This is a genomic window from Candidatus Brocadia sp. (assembly GCA_021646415.1).
Taxonomy (GTDB): domain Bacteria; phylum Planctomycetota; class Brocadiia; order Brocadiales; family Brocadiaceae; genus Brocadia.
Genome location: SOEU01000030.1, coordinates 16,640 through 34,686, shown reverse-complemented (window position 1 = coordinate 34,686; position 18,047 = coordinate 16,640). Strand labels below are relative to the sequence as shown.

The following is an 18,047-nucleotide window of genomic DNA, read 5'->3' as shown; positions in this document are numbered from 1 at the left end:
TTTTGCGTTTTTTCATCCATGTTTGAACGTCACCCGTAGCCGTTGGATCAATCCCCTTTTCCTGGCAAATCCTCTTAAATGCCTCTCCGTGAGGAAGTTCTTCGCGGATGCCCAAAACCTCCTCCACATACTGATGCACCATTTCGTGGTAAAGGACCTCCTGGACGTATTCCCAGGCATATATATTGATCAGAACAATGCTGATGGAGAGACGCCGGTGACAACCGCCTTTCCATCTGCCCAACGCCACCCCTGAATACGATAGTTCAAAGTTTGGGGGACGCATAGAGTCTTTAAAGTAAAGGAAATTTGCCGTCTTCCAGTCTTCATTCAATTGCCTGATCCATGCGGTTTTTAGCTTATCGTTTATATCAGTTCTCGGCATAAGATGAGATTATCCCTATTATGGCTTGCATGTCAATGGAAATGTGGGGAGTATTTCCCTCTTCACGTCGTCGAAATTTGAATCATATTTCATAATGGCTCTTGCTATACGTGAGAAATTATCATCTGGTAATGTATGGGGAATTATGAGCATTCCGCTACGAGAATGATACTTATGAAAGAGTTGAGTGGTCAGGCAGATAAACACATTCCTATTGCGTGTTACAAGGCATCTCTTTTCGTTTTGCTTTATAAGAAGGTCAATCTCTTCGGGATCTTTATGCTCTTGCTGAGACCAGTTCGAGAAAGACGGACGCCTGTGCAATCCCGCTTATTCAGAAAAGGGAGAAGGTGATTGCTGCTATTGTTCCCATGGAGAGGGCGGATGAAGACTCCAGATTGCTTTCCCTTGTTAATGAGGGTTTTGCCAAGTGGAAAGGTGGTAAACCAGCGGGAAGTAGACATCCTGTTAAGATTAAAGAATAAAATCAGGTCAGATGTGTATTTTTCAAGTAATGACACAAGACTGAACCATACTGCGGAGAAAGAGGGAATTGTTTTCTTAAAGTGATGTCGTAAGTTTTATAGGTTGAGTAAAGCATATCCTGAGCTTGTCGAAGGGACGAAGCGCACCCAACAAGATCATTGTGCCGATGGGTTCACTTCGTTTAACCCATCCTACTTAACTCAACCCAACGTACGTAACTTGAATTAATAACGATGAACACTGCCAAAAAACGTTTTGCTATTAGTATTGATAACACAGACCTAATTCGGATATATTTGGCAATTGGAAACAGTTTAGTTTTTTGAAAGATGAGTTGTGCTTTTTAAGTCCCTATAGGGACGTGAGGCAATAGGCAGGCAATTTATTGCCTGTATTTTTATCAAAGAGAAATACAGTCCCGTAGGGACGATTGAGACGATTTTGTATCCATAATCTTCATTCGCCCCTACAGGGCTTATTTTTATCTTTCTCTTAACACAGGCAATAAATTGCCTGCCTATGAGCAATTTGCCCCTCCGGGGCGAAATCAGCACAAGGCTTTGCCTTGATAGTTTTTCAAAAAACTAAAGTGTTGCGGCAATTGAAAAATGAAGGTTTGATGACCCCAGTACCTTCTGACCCCTGTACTTTCCTCAGATTGTCCGGCAGAGAAACACCTTAGTGTCTTAATCGAAATCTGCGTAGATTTCTCCAAAATTTATCCCAGCAATGCTCTTTTTCTCATATTCTTTTTTTAAGGACAATCTCGCCTCCTGAAGTTCCGGACTGGCGCTCCCGTTCCGTATTGCGGCTGATGCCTCTATGAATCCGGCGAGACTGTCAGATGCCTTAACGAGTTCTCCATCTCTCGGATTAAATTTGTCCTCATTATACTTAACATGGATATCCTCGCTGGTCACTTTCTTCTTTTTCTGCTGTATGGTTACAATACTGTCGAATTCATTTTCAGTAAACATGGTAATTTCTGAGTGCCATTCCCTTGGAATCAGGCCATATACTTCTTTCTCCATCTGTTCTTTCTCGTATTCTTTTATGAGATCACTCAGCCCTTCAACGGATCTTTTTACCGGAGAGATGATGTCCCTGGTAAGCACCTCTGGCAGGTCGTGAAATAAGCCAGTGAAATAATTGTTTACACATCTTCGTGAACATGCTTTTATCTCCAGGGAAAACAGATAAGAAAGTATCGCGACAAATAACGAATGCCCCAAAACGGATGTCCTTGGTATTCTGTGGAGATGAGACCATCGTAATTGGAATCTGAGTTGACCGCATAAGTTAATGAAATTTTCATATTTCATATGTTTCGTCAGTTGTTCCATACCTTTTAGGTCGTAATATTTCTCCTGTTTTTCCTGCAGGTCTTTCTTTATCCTGTCTATCTCATAGCCATTGGGGTTTGCCCGTTCTATAATGTCAAATTCCCATTTTGTGGCATAAAAATGCGCAGCGCTTAAGATCCTCTTATTTAAAGTATCATCGGTCTTGAGAAAATAACCGTTAAATCTTTTGCAAAGATCTTCTCCCAAAGGAGACAGAATCGACCTTAACTCGCCATACACCCATTCATTTAATCGTTTATACTTTGCAGCATCTTTTTTTATTTCATAAAAAATGGGCGGCTTTAAATCAGTAATAACCAGGCGCTGCAAAAGTTCAAAAATTCCCCCTTCAATGATGTCTATCCAATGAAATTCATTTTTCCCCTCCTCAAATTTACCTAAAAAATAGGCAATGACCATCTTGTGGGCTTGCTTATCCAATTCTATCAACTCTATAGGGCGTATCTTATCGTTCCATCTTTGCATGTAAGCAGCATCAAAAATCTTTAAAAGCAACGCCTTCCTTATCATGGTCTTAATACTCCCATTTTTTGATCTGTATTAACCGGTGATGTGTGATTGTTCTTCTTCAATTCCTTACAGCGTGTATAGATGTCAATATACTTACCTACCCGGGCAGACCAGCCACCCTCAAACTGCATGGCGATGCGCACGCACCGTTCCCATTTCCTTTTATCGTCGTAAAGGCTGAGGGCCGTTCTGAATGCCCTTACCAGTTCCCTGGCTGTAATCTTTATGGTATGAGGATAATCATAATCAAATGCAGGCGCCGTGAAGGCAGGGTGCGTCCCTCCGCTCTCCACAAAATCGATCAGCCCACCCGTGCGGGTAACGACGCAAAGGGCCCCTGCCATGGCCGCCTGAATGTTGGCCACACCAGCAGGTTCGTACTGGGAAGGCATGAAGAACAGGTCGGTCGCGCAGCGGATCTGATTGGCAAGCCGACGATCAAATCTGAGGATGGAGGCAAACTGCCCTGTCGATGCGTATTGTCTGGCTATCTTCCGGAGTTCTGCCGTCAGCGCTTCGCCCTGGGCGTCCCCCGGGCTACCCAGTACCAGGAACTGTAACTTCTCACCCTGCGAACCCCGCAGACGCAGCAGGACGTCGATCAGGCGCTCGTCCTGATGGATGCCGAATTCTCTATCCTCGTCCATGGCCACGAGAAGGATATCCAGACCCTTCTGCCGTACGATGCGGGTCACGGATGCAACAAGAAGGTCGCCGGGACTGCTGCTATCAATTTGACCAAAATATATACCCTCCTCCGGGGCAGGCTTACTCTGTTCTGTGGAGATCAATCTATTCACCTTGGCCCTCAATGCCGCCTTGTTTTGCGCCCGACGTTTCAGCAGGTCCTGGCTTGCAGCGCCATACTGGACAAATTCCATGCCCTTTTCTTTGTCCACCACTTCAAGAAGTTCACCGAGGTGGTCGGGCCTATGCACCGTAGTGTCCACGCCGTTGTACACGTAGTCTACGGCGTCTGCAGCCGCCCGCCGGGCGATGACCCCGCCCAGCCCGAAGCCGAGGCTATCAGACTGTATTTCGTCGCGATTTCCCTTGCTGACGGCTATGAGCATGCCGGCGAATTCAAGCCCACCCTTCAGCAGGTTATGCCTGCCAGGCATCAGATGAGACCAGTACTCTAAACCACCTTCTGTGGTACTCTGGAGATAACCTGGCATCCGTGTCAGGCTGAACGGATCAATTTCTACGGCATCCCGATGATAATGAGTGGCGCCCAGTGGAATGATCCAGCGATCGAGCAACTCCCTGGTTAGCGGGTCATTCTCCGGCATCAGCCAGGTACCAGGGAACATCCCCTGATAGGCCAGATTGTGAACAACAAAGACGGTGCCTGTGTCAGCGAGATATGGAGCAAAGGCAGGGTGGTGGCGGTAGACCTGTTCCACATAGACCGGTCCAAGCGCGGATTGCCAGTCATTAAAATGCAGAATATCGGGCCTGACCTGGAGTTGCGCAGCTATATGCATGCCAATCCGGGACAGTATGATCGCCTCGATGTAGGCATACATAGTATCGGAATAAATGCTATGGTTGATCTTGATGGACGGATAAACCTCCGGGTAAAGCAGTCCGCCTGACTCCCTGAACCGCAGATAATGAACCGCCCCTATTTTGTTATAGAAGACGCCAAAGGGCAATGTACCTCCCCCGACAGGGACCTCGGTATCGAATAGCCACTGGCCTCTATCCGGTGAGAGATCCGCATGGGGGCGTACGTAGTACGGGTTGACAACGAACACCTGGTGCCCGTGATTGGCCAGGGCCTGGGAAAGTTCACGCACATAATCACCCTGTCCGCCCTTCTGCGACCAACCTTCCATGGCGATGAAAAAAATGACCTTCGCAGAAGCCTCCTTTTTTTCAAAGGACTGCTTTAGCTGACTGAGAACCTTTTTAGCTTCCATGGAGAATCACCTGCGGTCGTTTGAGAGCGTGATCTGCTTACCCTGGTAATCTTGCAAGTCCATTCTAGTGTATTTTACCTCCTGTAATGTGCTACCTCATCGGATAGGTCAGCTTGCCATATGTCCTCTTCCAAAAAGCCGGGATTGTTCGATGATTTTAAACAAGCTGGCAGCCAATTTTTGCATCAAATCGAAAGTTTCTTAAACGATATAATACCAAGATTGTAGTTCCTTACAAAAAATATTTTGACATTTCAGTAAAAATATTTTTAAAGGGCACATGAGAAAATGATCTCAGAATAAAATTATGTCCTCATTTAGGCTTTTAAATGATAAAATGGCAAAGGTCGCATTTAGATTTTTGATGAGCAAATTCGAAGGATTATTACTAGCTATATAATCTACTGATTTTGGATCAGTCATTCTCGGTGCAGTAATACCATCTCTCTGAATTCCCGGTCCATATTCGAAATGTAGACTAACGGATAGGAAAATTTCCATTCCATCTTGCATGTCTATTTTGAAATAACCTATGCCGAATTTCCCACTTTCAATCATCTTCCCCTCGCACAATTCTTACTTATCAATAGCTATAGTTAATATGATCAGATAACGTTTTACAAATGAAATTGTTCAAATGTACTCTTGGTTTGGTGGAGACCCTGAAATTCTATTTCTTTTCCATTGTCACTTAAATTTATTTATTTTCAATTGATTTTAAACGAAAGTAATTATTCCTTTTCACCTGCCATAGAACCGCAATTGTTCCGTTTCATAGTGTTGCGGCCACTATGCAAAATCTTCTGGCAATAATTAATGTAAGTATGTTTAATAACAATTAATATTCAGCAAAGTGTATTCGTAAAAAAAGTCATTGCGAGGAGTAGAGCGGTTGCGAAGCGGAGCTGAAACAAACCCGGAGATTTCTCGCTGATACGCTCAGAACAGGCTCCGCAATCTCTTGTTCCTAAAAGGCTTAAGATTGCTTCGCTGTCGCTCGCAATGACGATAATGCATGTATGTATGCATTTTCATGAAACGCCATACGAGTTTTTATCGATACGCAGTTAATAATGAAAAGGAGAATAGCAGGATGAAAATATTTCTGAAAGTGGTTATGTTGGGGACAATATTCTTTTTACAAGGACCATGCTTATGGGCAGGCATACTTGAAGATGTCATGGAAGGTAAGGCAGCGGTTATTGACTTGACCTATCCCCTGAATGAAAAGAATGCCTACTGGCCGGTAGGGAACTATACCCCATTTAAGTTCGAGGTCATTGCCAATATCAAAAAGGATATGGTATTTTCCGGCAGGTACAGTACACCGGAACACCTGGGAACGCATATCGATGCACCCAACCATTTTGAACTAAACCAACCTTCAGTTGATCAAATTCCTTTTGAACAACTGGTCGGTCCTGCTATTGTCATCGATATAACAGACAAGGCGGAGCGAAATCCTGATTATACCCTTTCACAATCGGACATCTTGTTATGGGAAAAGGCAAACGGACAAATACCCCATGGGTCTATTGTATTATTACATACCGGGTGGAGTAAGCGGTGGAATAGTTTTGAAGATTACAAAAACAAGGACAATAACGGATGGATGCACTTTCCTGGCTATTCAAAAGAAGCAACCGGTTTCCTGGTAGAAAAGAGGCATATTAAAGGTGTCGGTATCGATACCCTCAGTGGGGATTGTGGAAATTGCTCGGACTTTCCTGTTCATCATAGTATCAATGGCGCCGGGAAATTCATCCTTGAGAATGTGGCCAACCTTGACAAGTTGCCCCCAAAGGGGGCCATGCTTATTATAGCACCAATTAAGATTGAGGGTGGATCAGGCGGGCAGTGCCGTATTTGGGCTATACTGCCCAAATAAATAATAATTCAATCGTATAGGAATTTTCATTTTATCATGCGGATTTCTGGGATACGTGTTAACCGATTATGTATTTACTTACATAATTGGCGGAAGACCTACCCTTCATCGTTCGACTGAGCTCACGGCGAAGTCCCCTCCTTGCGAAGGAGGGGAAAGAGGGGTGGTTATAAGTTCATAACATTAGCTGATCATAGTTTGGAAAAAATTATCCAGTTGGCATTATTTAACAGCTTTTTATCCAGAAATGAAAATTCTATTAGGACCGGACTGGTTGCCCAATCATTTCTTTGATGTGGGTGAGGAAGATTTCGTTTGGGGGATAATCTTCTTGTAACGGATTTATGATATGGACAGGTGCATAGCAACCGATCTGATGTAATCTTTCCTGTGTCTTCATGATGTCGTCTGTATTGTCATCTGCATATATGTTAATTACTGCCAGATCGATCCTGGAAACGATTTGCCTTGTCGAACGCTTGATCTTCGTTTCTCTGGGTGTGGCAACAAGGATGCTGAGGTCGGCATCGTGAACGTGCAAAAAACTATTCCCTTCCACGATGATTGAATCGTTTTTGTTGAAGTATGTTAGTGCTTCTGCAATGCCAACGTTCAGATATTCGGAGTGGGCTTGAAGCCAGACGACCTTCCGGGCTCCGGCATTTTTAAATAAGGCGGTGTCTTTGCCAGATTGGTTGATCAGAAGCGGGTCAATAGTGATTATGTACGGACGCTTCATGGTCTCACACACATCGCAGTCGGAGTGTCTGGGGCAATTACCTTCGTGTTTTGTGGTGATTTTTAAGGCGGAAAAATCTTCCAGGTGTTGCAGTAAAAACCGTGCAACGGTTGTTTTCCCTACGCCACTGGCTGTACCGGTAATAGATATTATTCTCATATTTATTAAGTATACTATTTTCTCCCGATTCCCACAACACCTTTTGCCACTTTTTCCTTGTCGAGGATAGGAGCGCCAGACCAGACGGTCTTTATCTTACTACCTTTATTTGTGATGCAGGTCAGGGGATAGTTGTAAACGGGGCCTTCTTTTAACATCTTCTCAAAATCCATTCCCGTAAAAAAGTTTTTCTTTTCGTCAAAGATACTATCAATGGATTTTCCCAGGAGTTCTTCCTTTTTATAGCCCAGAAGTCCTACAGTTGCGCTATTAATGGTGCGTATATTGGCATGCTCGTCTGTTGTGATAATAAGGTCCGGTGCGGCATTTATGATGTTATTCGCAGAGTCTCTTTCTTTCATGAGCGATGTATTTTCATCGATCAATTGTTGGCGTAAGTCCTGAAGGCGTTTTAGTAATTTATCCGTATTGATCTCGAGTTGGTGTTTTTCAAATCCCCGCTGGATGGTGTTAATGATCGTATCGGGGTCGATAGGTTTTGTAATATAGTCGTAGGCACCATGCCGGAAGGCCTGGATGGCCGATTCTATGCTGGGGCGTGCCGTCATGATGATGACCAGCGTCTTGATATCCAGCTTTTTGATGTTGTTCAGGAGTTCGATGCCGTCCATGCCAGGCATGTGGAGGTCGGCGATTACGATATCAAAGTGTTTTTGTTTGAACCTTTCGAGGGCTTCCTGACCGTTTTGTGCGATTTCTGCATGATAACCCTCGTCTTCCAATACGCCTTCTGCCAGAAACAATGCCGATTGCATGTCGTCTACCACAAGTATCCTGGGCGGTTTTTCGGGGATTTTTAGTTCTCTGGATAATTTTCGTGCTTCCAGGGAACGTTTAATACAATCACATACCTCGTCAGGATCGAGGGGTTTTGTAATATAATCAAAGGCATTGTATTCACTTGCCTCCCGAATGGTTTCGATACTCGGATACCCGGTTATGATGATAACGATCATGTCCGGCATGCGACTTTTTGATTCCTTGAGTATTTGCATCCCGTCTTTTTTCGGCATACGAATGTCCGTCAGGAGTACGTCAAAAGGTTCCCCCCTGAGAATCTTCTCAAGCCCTTCTTTGCTGTCGGTTACTGTTTCCACCTGATATCCTTCATCGGTCAGGGTGTCTTTGAGTAAACTGCAGATAATTTCTTCGTCGTCAATAACTAAGATTCTTTCGCCTGGCATGGCAAATCCTCCCTATTTTAATCGATAGTATTAAGAACTTCTCATTCTGTAAGTTATTTTATGTCTATTTTTAGCCTAACCCGAATGAATCGGAAAAGACCGTAGTGGCAAGGCGCGCCTTGCCACTACAAAAAATATTTTTGCTGAAAATGTCAAAATATTTTTTGCAAGGTACTATAGGCATTGAACTTTTAATCACCCCTCTTTCCCCCTTCGTAAGATAAGATGAAGGGGATGTCTTCCATCGATCACTTTTCATTTTACCCTTCCGATTCGTTCGGATTAGGCAGTTGATAATTCGCAACGGGATTTGTTGCCCACTGCTTACTGCCCGCTGCAATCTTTTTCGTTGTTACGTCGCTCTTGAATTTTCTCTAGTGTTTGTTTAATGGCTATAGGGTAAGGTTATCGTAAAAGTTGCACCTTGCCCTACCTCGCTTTTTACATCGATACGTCCGTGATGGTTTTGTAAAATCCTGTAAATCATGTAGAGTCCCAAACCTGTTCCTTTGCCTGGTTCGCGGGTAGTAAAGAATGGTTCGAATATCTTTGTTAAATTTTCTTTGGAGATACCTTCCCCTGTGTCAGTAAATTCAATTTCAACAGCAAAAGAATTTATAGGCCTCGTAACGATCGTCAGTTTGCCTCCCTGTGGCATGGCCTGCAGTGCATTGATAATTATATCAGTAAAAACTTGTTGTATCTGAGTATGATTTGCACGAATCGTGGGAATGTCGGGGTTTAAAACCTTGTTTAGTTCAACGTTGTGGGATGATAACTGATTCCCGAACAGTACCAGAGATTCATCAATTACTTCATTCACATTTACGTTCATACTTTCTGTCTCCGATGTGCGGGAGAATTTCAGGAGGCCTTCGATGATTTTCTTGCAGCGCAGGGCGGAATCGGCGATCAGTTTCATTTCTCTGGGGAAGGTCTTGAAGGCCGGGACTTTCCGGAGTTCTTCGTCCTCTGCCTTTTTCATAAGCCTTTTGGCGTATCCTAATACGCCACTCAGCGGGTTGTTAATTTCATGGGCAATGCCGGCAGCCAATTGACCTATACCGGCAAGTTTTCCAGCCTGGATGAGTTGTGCCTGGGTTCTCTTAAATTCCGTAATATCTTTGCTAATTCCAACGGTTCCGATCATATTCCCCGCAGTATCTTTGAGCTGAGACAGGGTAAGGCTGATATCAACGATCTTCCTTTCCCTTGTGATAAACTGGGTTTCCTGATTGGAGACTTTCCCTTCTCTTTTAATCTTTTCTAATAACATTCTGCATTGATCTGGGTTAGTAAATAATCCAGCGAGCGGCTTTCCTGCAATCTCATTTTGTAAGTATCCCAGGATCTCTTCCGCACATTTATTAAATTCTACCACATTATTTTCTATATCTGTGGTGATGATCATATCAGCAGAATTGTCCAGGATATTTTGCAGGTAATCCATGGTATGCTTGAGTTTCTGATTTTTCAATTCAAGCTGCTCTTGTATTTTTGCCTTTTCGATAGCAATGGTTGCTTGTGTTGCCAGGAGTCCCAGGATAGAAATGTCTCGTTTGGTAAAGGTACGTGGTTTGTAATCGTCTACATAAAGGATACCCACAATCCTGTTTTCAGTGGTGAGAGGGGTGGCTACCAGGGAGCGAATGCCTTCAGCCATAATAACTTTTGTGTCGATTGAAGACTCCCCGCTGATGTCGGGTACCACAAATGGCTGTTTTTGTGAAAGGATTTTGCTGGTAAGGCCACCGGGTCTTACCTTCCATCGTGTTGCTTTTAAAGAAAACTCCGGGCTGAAACCATGTACAGCGGTGAGTTCCAGTTCGTTTTTTTCTGCGTCATACAAAGCAAGGCTTCCGGCAGGAGTGTTTGTTATTTCCAGGCCGCTTCTCACGATGGTTTGAAACACTTCATTCATTTCCCGCGCGGAGGAAAGCATAATCCCAATACGGTAAAGGGCCTTCTGTTCAGAAAGACTTTTTTGGATTTCCTCCTCTTTTTTCTTCCGTTCCTCTACCAGGCTCCATATAAGTTTGGCACTCAAACCACCCAGAATCTCAGTGTTTGCAGGTTTATTTTTTTCTATATCAATGAGTACTTGTGGATTTTTTGTAACATCGATGATAACATCGAGATCTTCCCTTTTTATCAGGTTTTCATAATGGGAGTAGGCAGGGATATTGTATTGCCTTGCAATCTTTAGTCCTTCAGCATGTTGATTGTTATCCACCACTCCAACAATCTCAATTTCCTTATCTTCGTACAGGATGGATAAAAGGGCAGATCCGCCTTTCCCTGCCCCGATGAGAAGTACCTTCATATTTCACCTTAAGGTTGTGTTGTGGGATTCTGTTGCGGTGAAGTGTGGACGCCTTTTTTATCGATTAATTCCTCGTATTCATTAAGATAGTAACGGATGGTAGAAAGTACCGGGTTTGCTGCCGTTTGTCCAAGACCACATAAGGACGCTGTTTTGGTGACCTCGGCCAGTTCCTTTAATAAACCAATATCCTCTTTCTTGCCCTGCCCCTTGGTAATCCGTGTGAGGATGTCGAGCATTCTCTTTGTTCCGATCCTGCACGGCACACACTTTCCGCAGGATTCATCCTGACAAAATTCCATAAAATACCGTGCAATATCGACCATGGAGGCTGAGTCATCCATTACAATAAGACCACCGGAACCCATAATAGCCCCCACCTCTTTAACGGTTTCATAATCGATGGGAAGGTCAAGATGCTGGGCGGGTACGCACCCACCGGAAGGACCACCCATCTGTGCAGCCTTGAATTTTTTCCGACCCGGAATACCTCCCCCGATATCAAAGACAATCTCACGGAGTGTTGTTCCCATTGGAACTTCAACAAGGCCGGTATTTTTCACATTGCCTGCCAGGGCAAATATTTTTGTACCTTTACTGGTTTCTGTGCCAATGGCCTTATACCATTCAGAACCTTTCAGGATGATGACGGGTACATTTGCAAAGGTTTCTACATTATTAATGTTTGTAGGTTTTCCCCAAAGACCACTGGTTGCCGGGAATGGAGGACGGGGACGCGGCATGCCTCTCTTCCCTTCTATGGAGGCTATGAGGGCGGTTTCTTCCCCGCATACGAATGCACCGGCACCCATCTTGATGTCCAGATCAAAGCTGAAATTTGATCCGAGGATGTTTTCACCCAAGAGACCGAGTGATTTTGCTTGTTCTATGGCAATTTTCAGATGCTCCACGGCGATGGGATATTCTGCGCGTACATAGATAATTCCTTTTCGTGACCCAATTGCATAAGCACCGATAAGCATTCCTTCGATAACTGAGTTGGGGTCGCCTTCGAGAACTGCCCGGTCCATAAAGGCGCCCGGATCTCCTTCGTCTCCATTACAGATTAAATATTTTATATCTCCCTGTGCCTTTTTGACGAATTCCCATTTGTTTCCTGTTGGAAACCCTGCTCCACCCCTGCCCCGCAGACCTGAGTTTTTAATCTCATCGATGACCTGGTCTGGTGTCATGCCGGAGAGTACCTTTGAAAATGCCAAATATCCCTCCCTCAGGATGTATTCATTTATATTTTTTGGATCGATAGTACCGCAATTTTTAAGGACAATCTTTTTTTGTTTGCTGTAAAAAGGGATATCACGGATATAAGGGACGCGTTTGCCTGCCTCCACATAACAGAGACGTTCAATAATTTCCCCTTTCAGGATGGTTCGGGAAATAATTTCCGGGACATCGGTTTCCGTTACCCGTCCATAGAAAACGCCCATGGGTTCTATGGTCATGACGGGGGCTCTGGCACAGAGACCCTGACAACCCGTGTCTACAATTTCTATCTTATCTGTAAGTGATTGCCTTTCAATCTCAGTCTTGAATGCCTTGCATACTTCTTCCGCTCCCAGTGCCCTGCAACCTGTGGTACAGATAAATATGCGTACCGTGTCAGGGCGATGTTTCGATTCAAGGGATTTCCTGAACTTCTGGAGATCATCAGGGTTTTTTAATTTTTCCACGTTACATTCTCCTTTTTTAATTGCAAAAACTTTTTCATATTTCCTTTGGCCTTTTTATAAGGCTTTTAAATAAAGAAATAAAGTCGTTTTCAATTTCTCCATATATTCCTGTAAGATTATTTGATTTCCCAACTTTCAGTTTTTGCCTTTCTAACGATATCAATACTTCCATGACATAATGAAACAATAAATATGCAATCTTTGCCTTATAAACAATCCGGTAATTATGAAATATTATTTCTCTGATATTTTCTTTTTTAAATTCCGGCACTATTCTCCCGATTTTTGGGAAATCACCAAGCTTTTCAATATCTTGCAAAACCCTTTCAATAAAGTTTATTGCATAGAAAGGAGAATCTTGTGCAATATAGTCAGCTATTTCTTCAAGATTTCGTTGTGCTGTTTTTGACCAATGGATTTTACCCATTTAGCCATCCTTTTTCTGACTTCTGCATGAGTCATAGTTCTTCCTTCCTCAATGTCTTTTGAACCCTGCTCTACCTTCTGTTTGAAATAGAGTTCTGCCATAATGTCAGTAATCGTACATTCATCTGGTAATTTCTGAATGAGTTTAATAGCTTCCTCTTTTGCCTTTGCCATAAAAAACCCCAATTAAAAAAAGTCTCGGCGGTACAATTCAATTTGTTTTATCTAAATTCTTTTAATAGCTCTTAAGAATAGTCTCTGTTTTTTCAACAGTCAGTTTTCCGTAATATCTATCGTCAATCATCATGACCGGTGCCAGAAAACATGTTCCCAGACAGGCTACCGGTTCATACGAGAATTTGTAATCCTGTGTTGTTTCTCCCTCATTGATCCGAAGGACTTCCGTGATTTTTTTCTTTATATCAGGTGCACCTTTGATATGGCATGCCGTACCGGTACAAACCTTAATCGTATGTTTGCCCCTGGGTTCCAAAGAAAATTGTGAGTAAAAGGTGATGACGCCGTAAATCTTGCTCAGGGGGATGCGTGTTCCGGTTGTTATTTCTTCCAAAGCGTTTTGGGGTAAATATCCATACGCATCCTGCACTTGTTGTAAGATAGGGATAAGGTCTGCAGGGGTTGCGTTGTTATATTTTGAAAGTATGGACCGACATTTGGATAAATCAACCGCAGATGTATTTTCTTTGTTTATGGTAACAGTTTTCTGCATAATGTCATATCTCCTTTTATTGCTTTACAGCATTATCCGGTAAATATATCTTTTTATATAAAGTTTTACCTCCCCTTTATCCCCTCCTTCACAAGGAAAGGAGGGGAAAGAGGGGTGGTTATCTTTGGTTACGGCTATGCAGTACCAGATATTCAGAAACTCGTTTTCACATATTGAACTGCATTTTTAAAAATGAAAAACCCGTCTCCCCATTCCTTGAGTCCGTTGCGTGTCCAATGCGGATGCTGTGTCGGTTCTACGTGTCTTTCAGGGTGGGGCATCATACCCAGGATTTGACCGGTCGGGTCACAGATACCTGCTATATTTTGAATGGAACCGGCGGGATTCCATGGGTAGCCTGCTTCTTCACCACGCTCGTTTACGTATTTAAAGACGACCTGATGATTCATTGTGATTTTATTCAGGACTGTTTCGTCCTTTGTGATAAACTTCCCTTCCCCGTGTGCTATGGGCAGATATATTGCCGGAATGTCAGTATCCTTGATAAAGACAGATTTATTCGAACAAACTTTTAAATACACCCATCGATCTTCGAATTTGTTCGAGTCGTTAAAGGTTAAAGTGGCCTCCTGGTGATTTTTATTAATAAATGGCAATAACCCGGCCTTTGTCAGTGTTTGAAATCCGTTACATACACCAAGGATGAGTTTTTTCTCATGAATAAAGGTTTTAATATCTTCTTCCAAATTGTATTTGATCTGGTTTGCCAGTATTTTACCTGCGGAAACATCATCGCCATAGGTAAACCCGCCCGGCAGGGTTAATATTTGATAATCTTTCAATAGTTTCTTGTTGGCAAGGAGGACGTTGATGTGAACAACATCCACCTTTGCCCCTGCCTTTTCGAAGGCGTATCGGGTTTCGTAATCGCAATTTGTACCAGCCGTTCTGAGGATTAATACCTTTGGTGTTAACATGTTGTTATAAATTGAGTTATTGAATTTTGCCTTTTTTAGTAAGTATTTTTACCCCCATCATTCCCTCCTTCCGAAGGAGAAATCGGAAGGGTTTTTTATACTTTACCTCCCTTTCATCGTTCGACTGGGCTCACGACGAAGTCCCCTCCTTGCGAAGGAGGGGAAAGAGGGGTGGTTGATTGGTTGCGCTAGGTCGAATTTAAAAAGCGGTATATAAGTCTGTACAAGATACATTTTTTTAGCAAAAAGACAACAAGAAATTATTCATTTTTTATAACAAATTAATTTTTAAAAAGTTTCGATAGACATGAGATTGTACCTTTATCAATCTGGATAAAGGGCTAAGCATTTTGAGCAAATGCTTAGCCCCTGCCTGCAGACTAAATCTTCTCTACCTTTACAGCACACACCTTATATTCGGGGGTAAGCGCCAATAGGTCTTCCCCTGGACCCGTCAGAACATTCGTTGGGGTTTCCGGGAAATGGAAGGACAGGAATACGCTCCCGGGTCGAGACTTTGGTGTAACATGTGCCTTTACTTCCAAAGAACCACGTCTTGATTTTACCCTTACAGTATCCCCTGTTTTTATTCCCAATGCTTCAGCCTCGCCGGGATGGATTTCGACGAATTCCTCAGAACTGATTGAATAAATTTCCGGGTTTCGTAATGACATGGAGCCGTTGTTGTAATGGTAAAGGCGACGGCCTGTGGTCAGATATAAAGGATAGTTGTCATCGGGTAATTCCTCCGAAGGGGTGTACAAGAGGTCGTTAAACCTTCCTTTTCCCCTTGTGAATGTGTCTTTATGCAAAATGGGTGTGCCAGGATGTTTCTTGTCCCACACAGGCCAAACCAATCCATCCCCTTTAAGCCGCTCGTAATCAATTCCCGCAAACTCCGGGGTAAGGCTGGCAATTTCCCTCATAATTTCTCCTGGATGGTTATACTGCATGGGATAACCCATAGCGCTGGCTATCAGGCATATGATTTCCCAATCATGTTTTGTCCCCTTAGGCAATGGGATGGCTTGATTCAGCAGCCTGACCCTTCTTTCTGCGTTGGTAAAGGTGCCGTCTTTCTCAAAGAAACAGCCAGCGGGGAGTATCACATGGGCCAGTTTTGCCGTCTCCGTCATAAAAAGCTCCTGTACTACAAGGAAATCAAGTTTTTTTATGGCTGACCGCACATGATGGATATTGGCCTGTGTCGCAGCGGGGTCATATCCAATGATATACATTGCTTTTAGTTTTCCTGCCAGGGCAGCCCTGTACATCTGGGGTTCTTTTAAGCCGGGTTTTGTGGGAAGTTGGCAATTCCATGTCTCAGAAAATTTCTTATTGGCAACAGGATCATCTACCTTCTGGTAACAACTGTATACGTCCGGCAATGCCCCCATATCGCACGAACCCTGGACGTTATTCTGTCCGCGAAGCGGATTGATCCCGGTATTTGGTCTGCCCACATTGCCCGTAATCAAAGCCAAATTGGCCAGGGACATGACGCCATGAGAGCCGGCCTTATGTTCGGTCATTCCCAATCCGTAGACAATCATACCCTTCCGAGTGCCGGCGTAAATTCTGGCAGCCTTAATGATATCCTCTTTTGGTACCCCTGTAATTTCCTCTGTCTTTTCAGGGGTATACTGGGCTGCTACCTGTCGTAACATGTCTATGTTCTCTGTCCGTTGCTGGATAAATTCCCTGTTTTCCAGACCTTCTTTTAAAATAACATGCAACAGTCCGTTGATAAGGGCTACGTTGGTGCCCGGTTTTAAACGTAACCACACGGTTGCGTACTGGACGAGTTCTATCTCCCGCGGATCAATTACGATGAGTTTTGCCCCGTTCTGCCGTACCGCTTTTTTGATTTTTAAGGCTGCGACAGGATGTGCCTCTGTGGTATTGGAACCGCTGACGATAAGGACTTCTGCGCCCTCAATATCAGCCAGAGAATTGGTAGCCGCTCCGCTTCCTAACGAGGCCCTAAGGCCTGTTACTGACGGACCGTGGCATACCCGTGCACAGTTATCCATATTGTTGGTTCCTATCACGGCACGGGCAAATTTTTGAGCCAGATAATTTTCTTCGTTTGTACCTCTTGAGGAACTGAGGCATCCAACTGTATCTGCACCATATTTCTGCTTGATCTCTATCAGTTTCCCGGCTACCAGGCTGATCGCCTCATCCCAGCTTGCCTCCCGAAAGGGCTGGTCAATACGATCTCGAATCAATGGGGACTTTAAACGGTCCGGGCTCTTGTAAAACTCGTATCCATATCGACCCTTGACACACAAACTGCCATAATTTGGGGCATCATGGGTATCGGCCGTTACCTTGAGAATTTCACCCCCTTTCACATGAAGCACGAGGCTGCACCCCACACCGCAGTAACTGCAAACCGTGCGCACCTTCTTGGTTTCCCAGGAGCGACCCTTTTTTGCAGCAGGTTTATCCATGAGGGCGCCTACCGGACATACGGAAACGCAGTGCCCGCAAAATACACAACCTGCATCTTTTAAGGGTTTTTCAAAGGCCGTTGCGATTGAGGTTTGCATCCCGCGGTTTGAAAATGCCCAGATGTGCTGGTTTTGAACCTCATCACAAATCCTGACGCATTTTCCGCAGAGAATGCATTTGTTCATATCCCGGTAGATGCCGGGGTTTGAATCGTCTGGCGTTGGGGGCGGATTTTGTTCGACAAACCGTGAGGTCTTTACATCATATTCATACATAAATTTTTGAAGCTGGCATTCCCCTGCCTTGTCGCATGTCAGACAATCATTGGGATGGTTAGACCAGATAAGCTCCAGATTGAGTTTTCGTGCACGTGTTACTGATTCACTCCGGGTAGAGATCTTCATTCCTTCTGAGACAGGGGTTGCACAGGAAGCGACCAGGGATCGCGCACCCTCTACCTCTACCACGCACATCCGACAGGCCCCGGAAGGGGCGAGCCGTGGGTCGTGACACAAGGTGGGAATACGAATTCCCACTTTTTGTGCAGCTTGTAAAATGGTTTGAGTAGATTCAGCCTCCACTTTTTTCCCATCGATTAACAAAGATACCATGATTACATCCTCCATTGAAAAAACCTTAAATTAGGCCTTCGACGACTTAAGATATTATTTTGCAATGGCAGTCCACCCCCTTCAACGTTCGACTGAGCTTGCGCAAAAGAACCGAGAAGAGGTCTGTGTATATCTGAAGTGCGTCACCATGAAAACAGATTGCCCAATTAACTATTGGACGAAGTGACGGTATCTTTTCCTGGTAAGATG

The 18,047-nt window shown here is 44.0% G+C and carries 15 protein-coding genes; 1 reads left to right on the top strand and 14 read right to left on the bottom strand.

Going from position 1 to position 18,047, the window contains the following annotated elements:
- From E3K36_16120 to E3K36_16100, 5 genes are all read right to left on the bottom strand, one after another.
- Positions 1-385 (bottom strand): hypothetical protein (locus E3K36_16120; GenBank protein ID MCF6156720.1); only part of this gene is annotated, 385 nt, incomplete at its 3' end.
- Between the two features lie 800 nt (positions 386-1,185).
- Entirely contained in the window at positions 1,186-1,398 is a 213-nt protein-coding gene (locus E3K36_16115; GenBank protein ID MCF6156719.1) for a hypothetical protein, read from the bottom strand.
- A gap of 159 nt (positions 1,399-1,557) precedes the next feature.
- Positions 1,558-2,745 (bottom strand): HD domain-containing protein, encoded by a 1,188-nt coding sequence (locus E3K36_16110; protein ID MCF6156718.1) that lies wholly within the window; start codon positions 2,743-2,745, stop codon positions 1,558-1,560.
- Positions 2,742-4,670 (bottom strand): glycosyltransferase, encoded by a 1,929-nt coding sequence (locus E3K36_16105; GenBank protein ID MCF6156717.1) that lies wholly within the window; start codon positions 4,668-4,670, stop codon positions 2,742-2,744. The genes E3K36_16110 and E3K36_16105 overlap by 4 nt, the downstream gene beginning before the upstream one ends.
- A 294-nt stretch (positions 4,671-4,964) precedes the next feature.
- Positions 4,965-5,228 (bottom strand): hypothetical protein, encoded by a 264-nt coding sequence (locus E3K36_16100; GenBank protein ID MCF6156716.1) that lies wholly within the window; start codon positions 5,226-5,228, stop codon positions 4,965-4,967.
- A gap of 535 nt (positions 5,229-5,763) precedes the next feature.
- On the opposite strand from E3K36_16100, the gene E3K36_16095 reads away from it, so the two are divergent.
- Positions 5,764-6,558, top strand: coding sequence for a cyclase family protein (locus E3K36_16095; protein MCF6156715.1), 795 nt, complete (start codon positions 5,764-5,766; stop codon positions 6,556-6,558).
- Between the two features lie 259 nt (positions 6,559-6,817).
- On the opposite strand, the gene E3K36_16090 is transcribed toward E3K36_16095, so the two are convergent.
- The 9 genes from E3K36_16090 to E3K36_16050 all read right to left on the bottom strand — a co-directional run bounded on the left by E3K36_16090 (position 6,818) and on the right by E3K36_16050 (position 17,837).
- Positions 6,818-7,456 carry a hypothetical protein gene (locus E3K36_16090; GenBank protein MCF6156714.1) on the bottom strand — a complete coding sequence of 213 codons (639 nt, stop codon included), beginning with the start codon at positions 7,454-7,456 and terminating at the stop codon, positions 6,818-6,820.
- Between the two features lie 14 nt (positions 7,457-7,470).
- Entirely contained in the window at positions 7,471-8,661 is a 1,191-nt protein-coding gene (locus E3K36_16085) for a response regulator (GenBank protein ID MCF6156713.1), read from the bottom strand.
- Positions 8,662-9,046: 385 nt separating this feature from the next.
- On the bottom strand, positions 9,047-10,984 hold the full coding sequence (locus E3K36_16080) for a PAS domain S-box protein (GenBank protein MCF6156712.1): 1,938 nt from the start codon (positions 10,982-10,984) through the stop codon (positions 9,047-9,049).
- 8 nt (positions 10,985-10,992) lie between these two features.
- Complete coding sequence (gene nuoF / locus E3K36_16075; protein MCF6156711.1) at positions 10,993-12,675, bottom strand: NADH-quinone oxidoreductase subunit NuoF; 1,683 nt, start codon at positions 12,673-12,675, stop codon at positions 10,993-10,995.
- Between the two features lie 34 nt (positions 12,676-12,709).
- The gene (locus E3K36_16070) at positions 12,710-13,102 is read right to left on the bottom strand and encodes a type II toxin-antitoxin system RelE/ParE family toxin (GenBank protein MCF6156710.1); all 393 of its coding nucleotides are present in this window, start codon (positions 13,100-13,102) and stop codon (positions 12,710-12,712) included.
- Positions 13,051-13,275, bottom strand: a complete 225-nt coding sequence (locus tag E3K36_16065; GenBank protein ID MCF6156709.1) for a hypothetical protein — start codon at positions 13,273-13,275, stop codon at positions 13,051-13,053. The genes E3K36_16070 and E3K36_16065 overlap by 52 nt, the downstream gene beginning before the upstream one ends.
- Before the next feature lie 61 nt (positions 13,276-13,336).
- Positions 13,337-13,831, bottom strand: coding sequence for an NADH-quinone oxidoreductase subunit NuoE (nuoE, locus tag E3K36_16060; GenBank protein ID MCF6156708.1), 495 nt, complete (start codon positions 13,829-13,831; stop codon positions 13,337-13,339).
- Positions 13,832-13,983: 152 nt separating this feature from the next.
- On the bottom strand, positions 13,984-14,769 hold the full coding sequence (gene purQ / locus E3K36_16055; protein MCF6156707.1) for a phosphoribosylformylglycinamidine synthase I: 786 nt from the start codon (positions 14,767-14,769) through the stop codon (positions 13,984-13,986).
- A gap of 380 nt (positions 14,770-15,149) precedes the next feature.
- Complete coding sequence (locus E3K36_16050; protein MCF6156706.1) at positions 15,150-17,837, bottom strand: formate dehydrogenase subunit alpha; 2,688 nt, start codon at positions 17,835-17,837, stop codon at positions 15,150-15,152.
- Between the last annotated feature and the right edge of the window lie 210 nt (positions 17,838-18,047).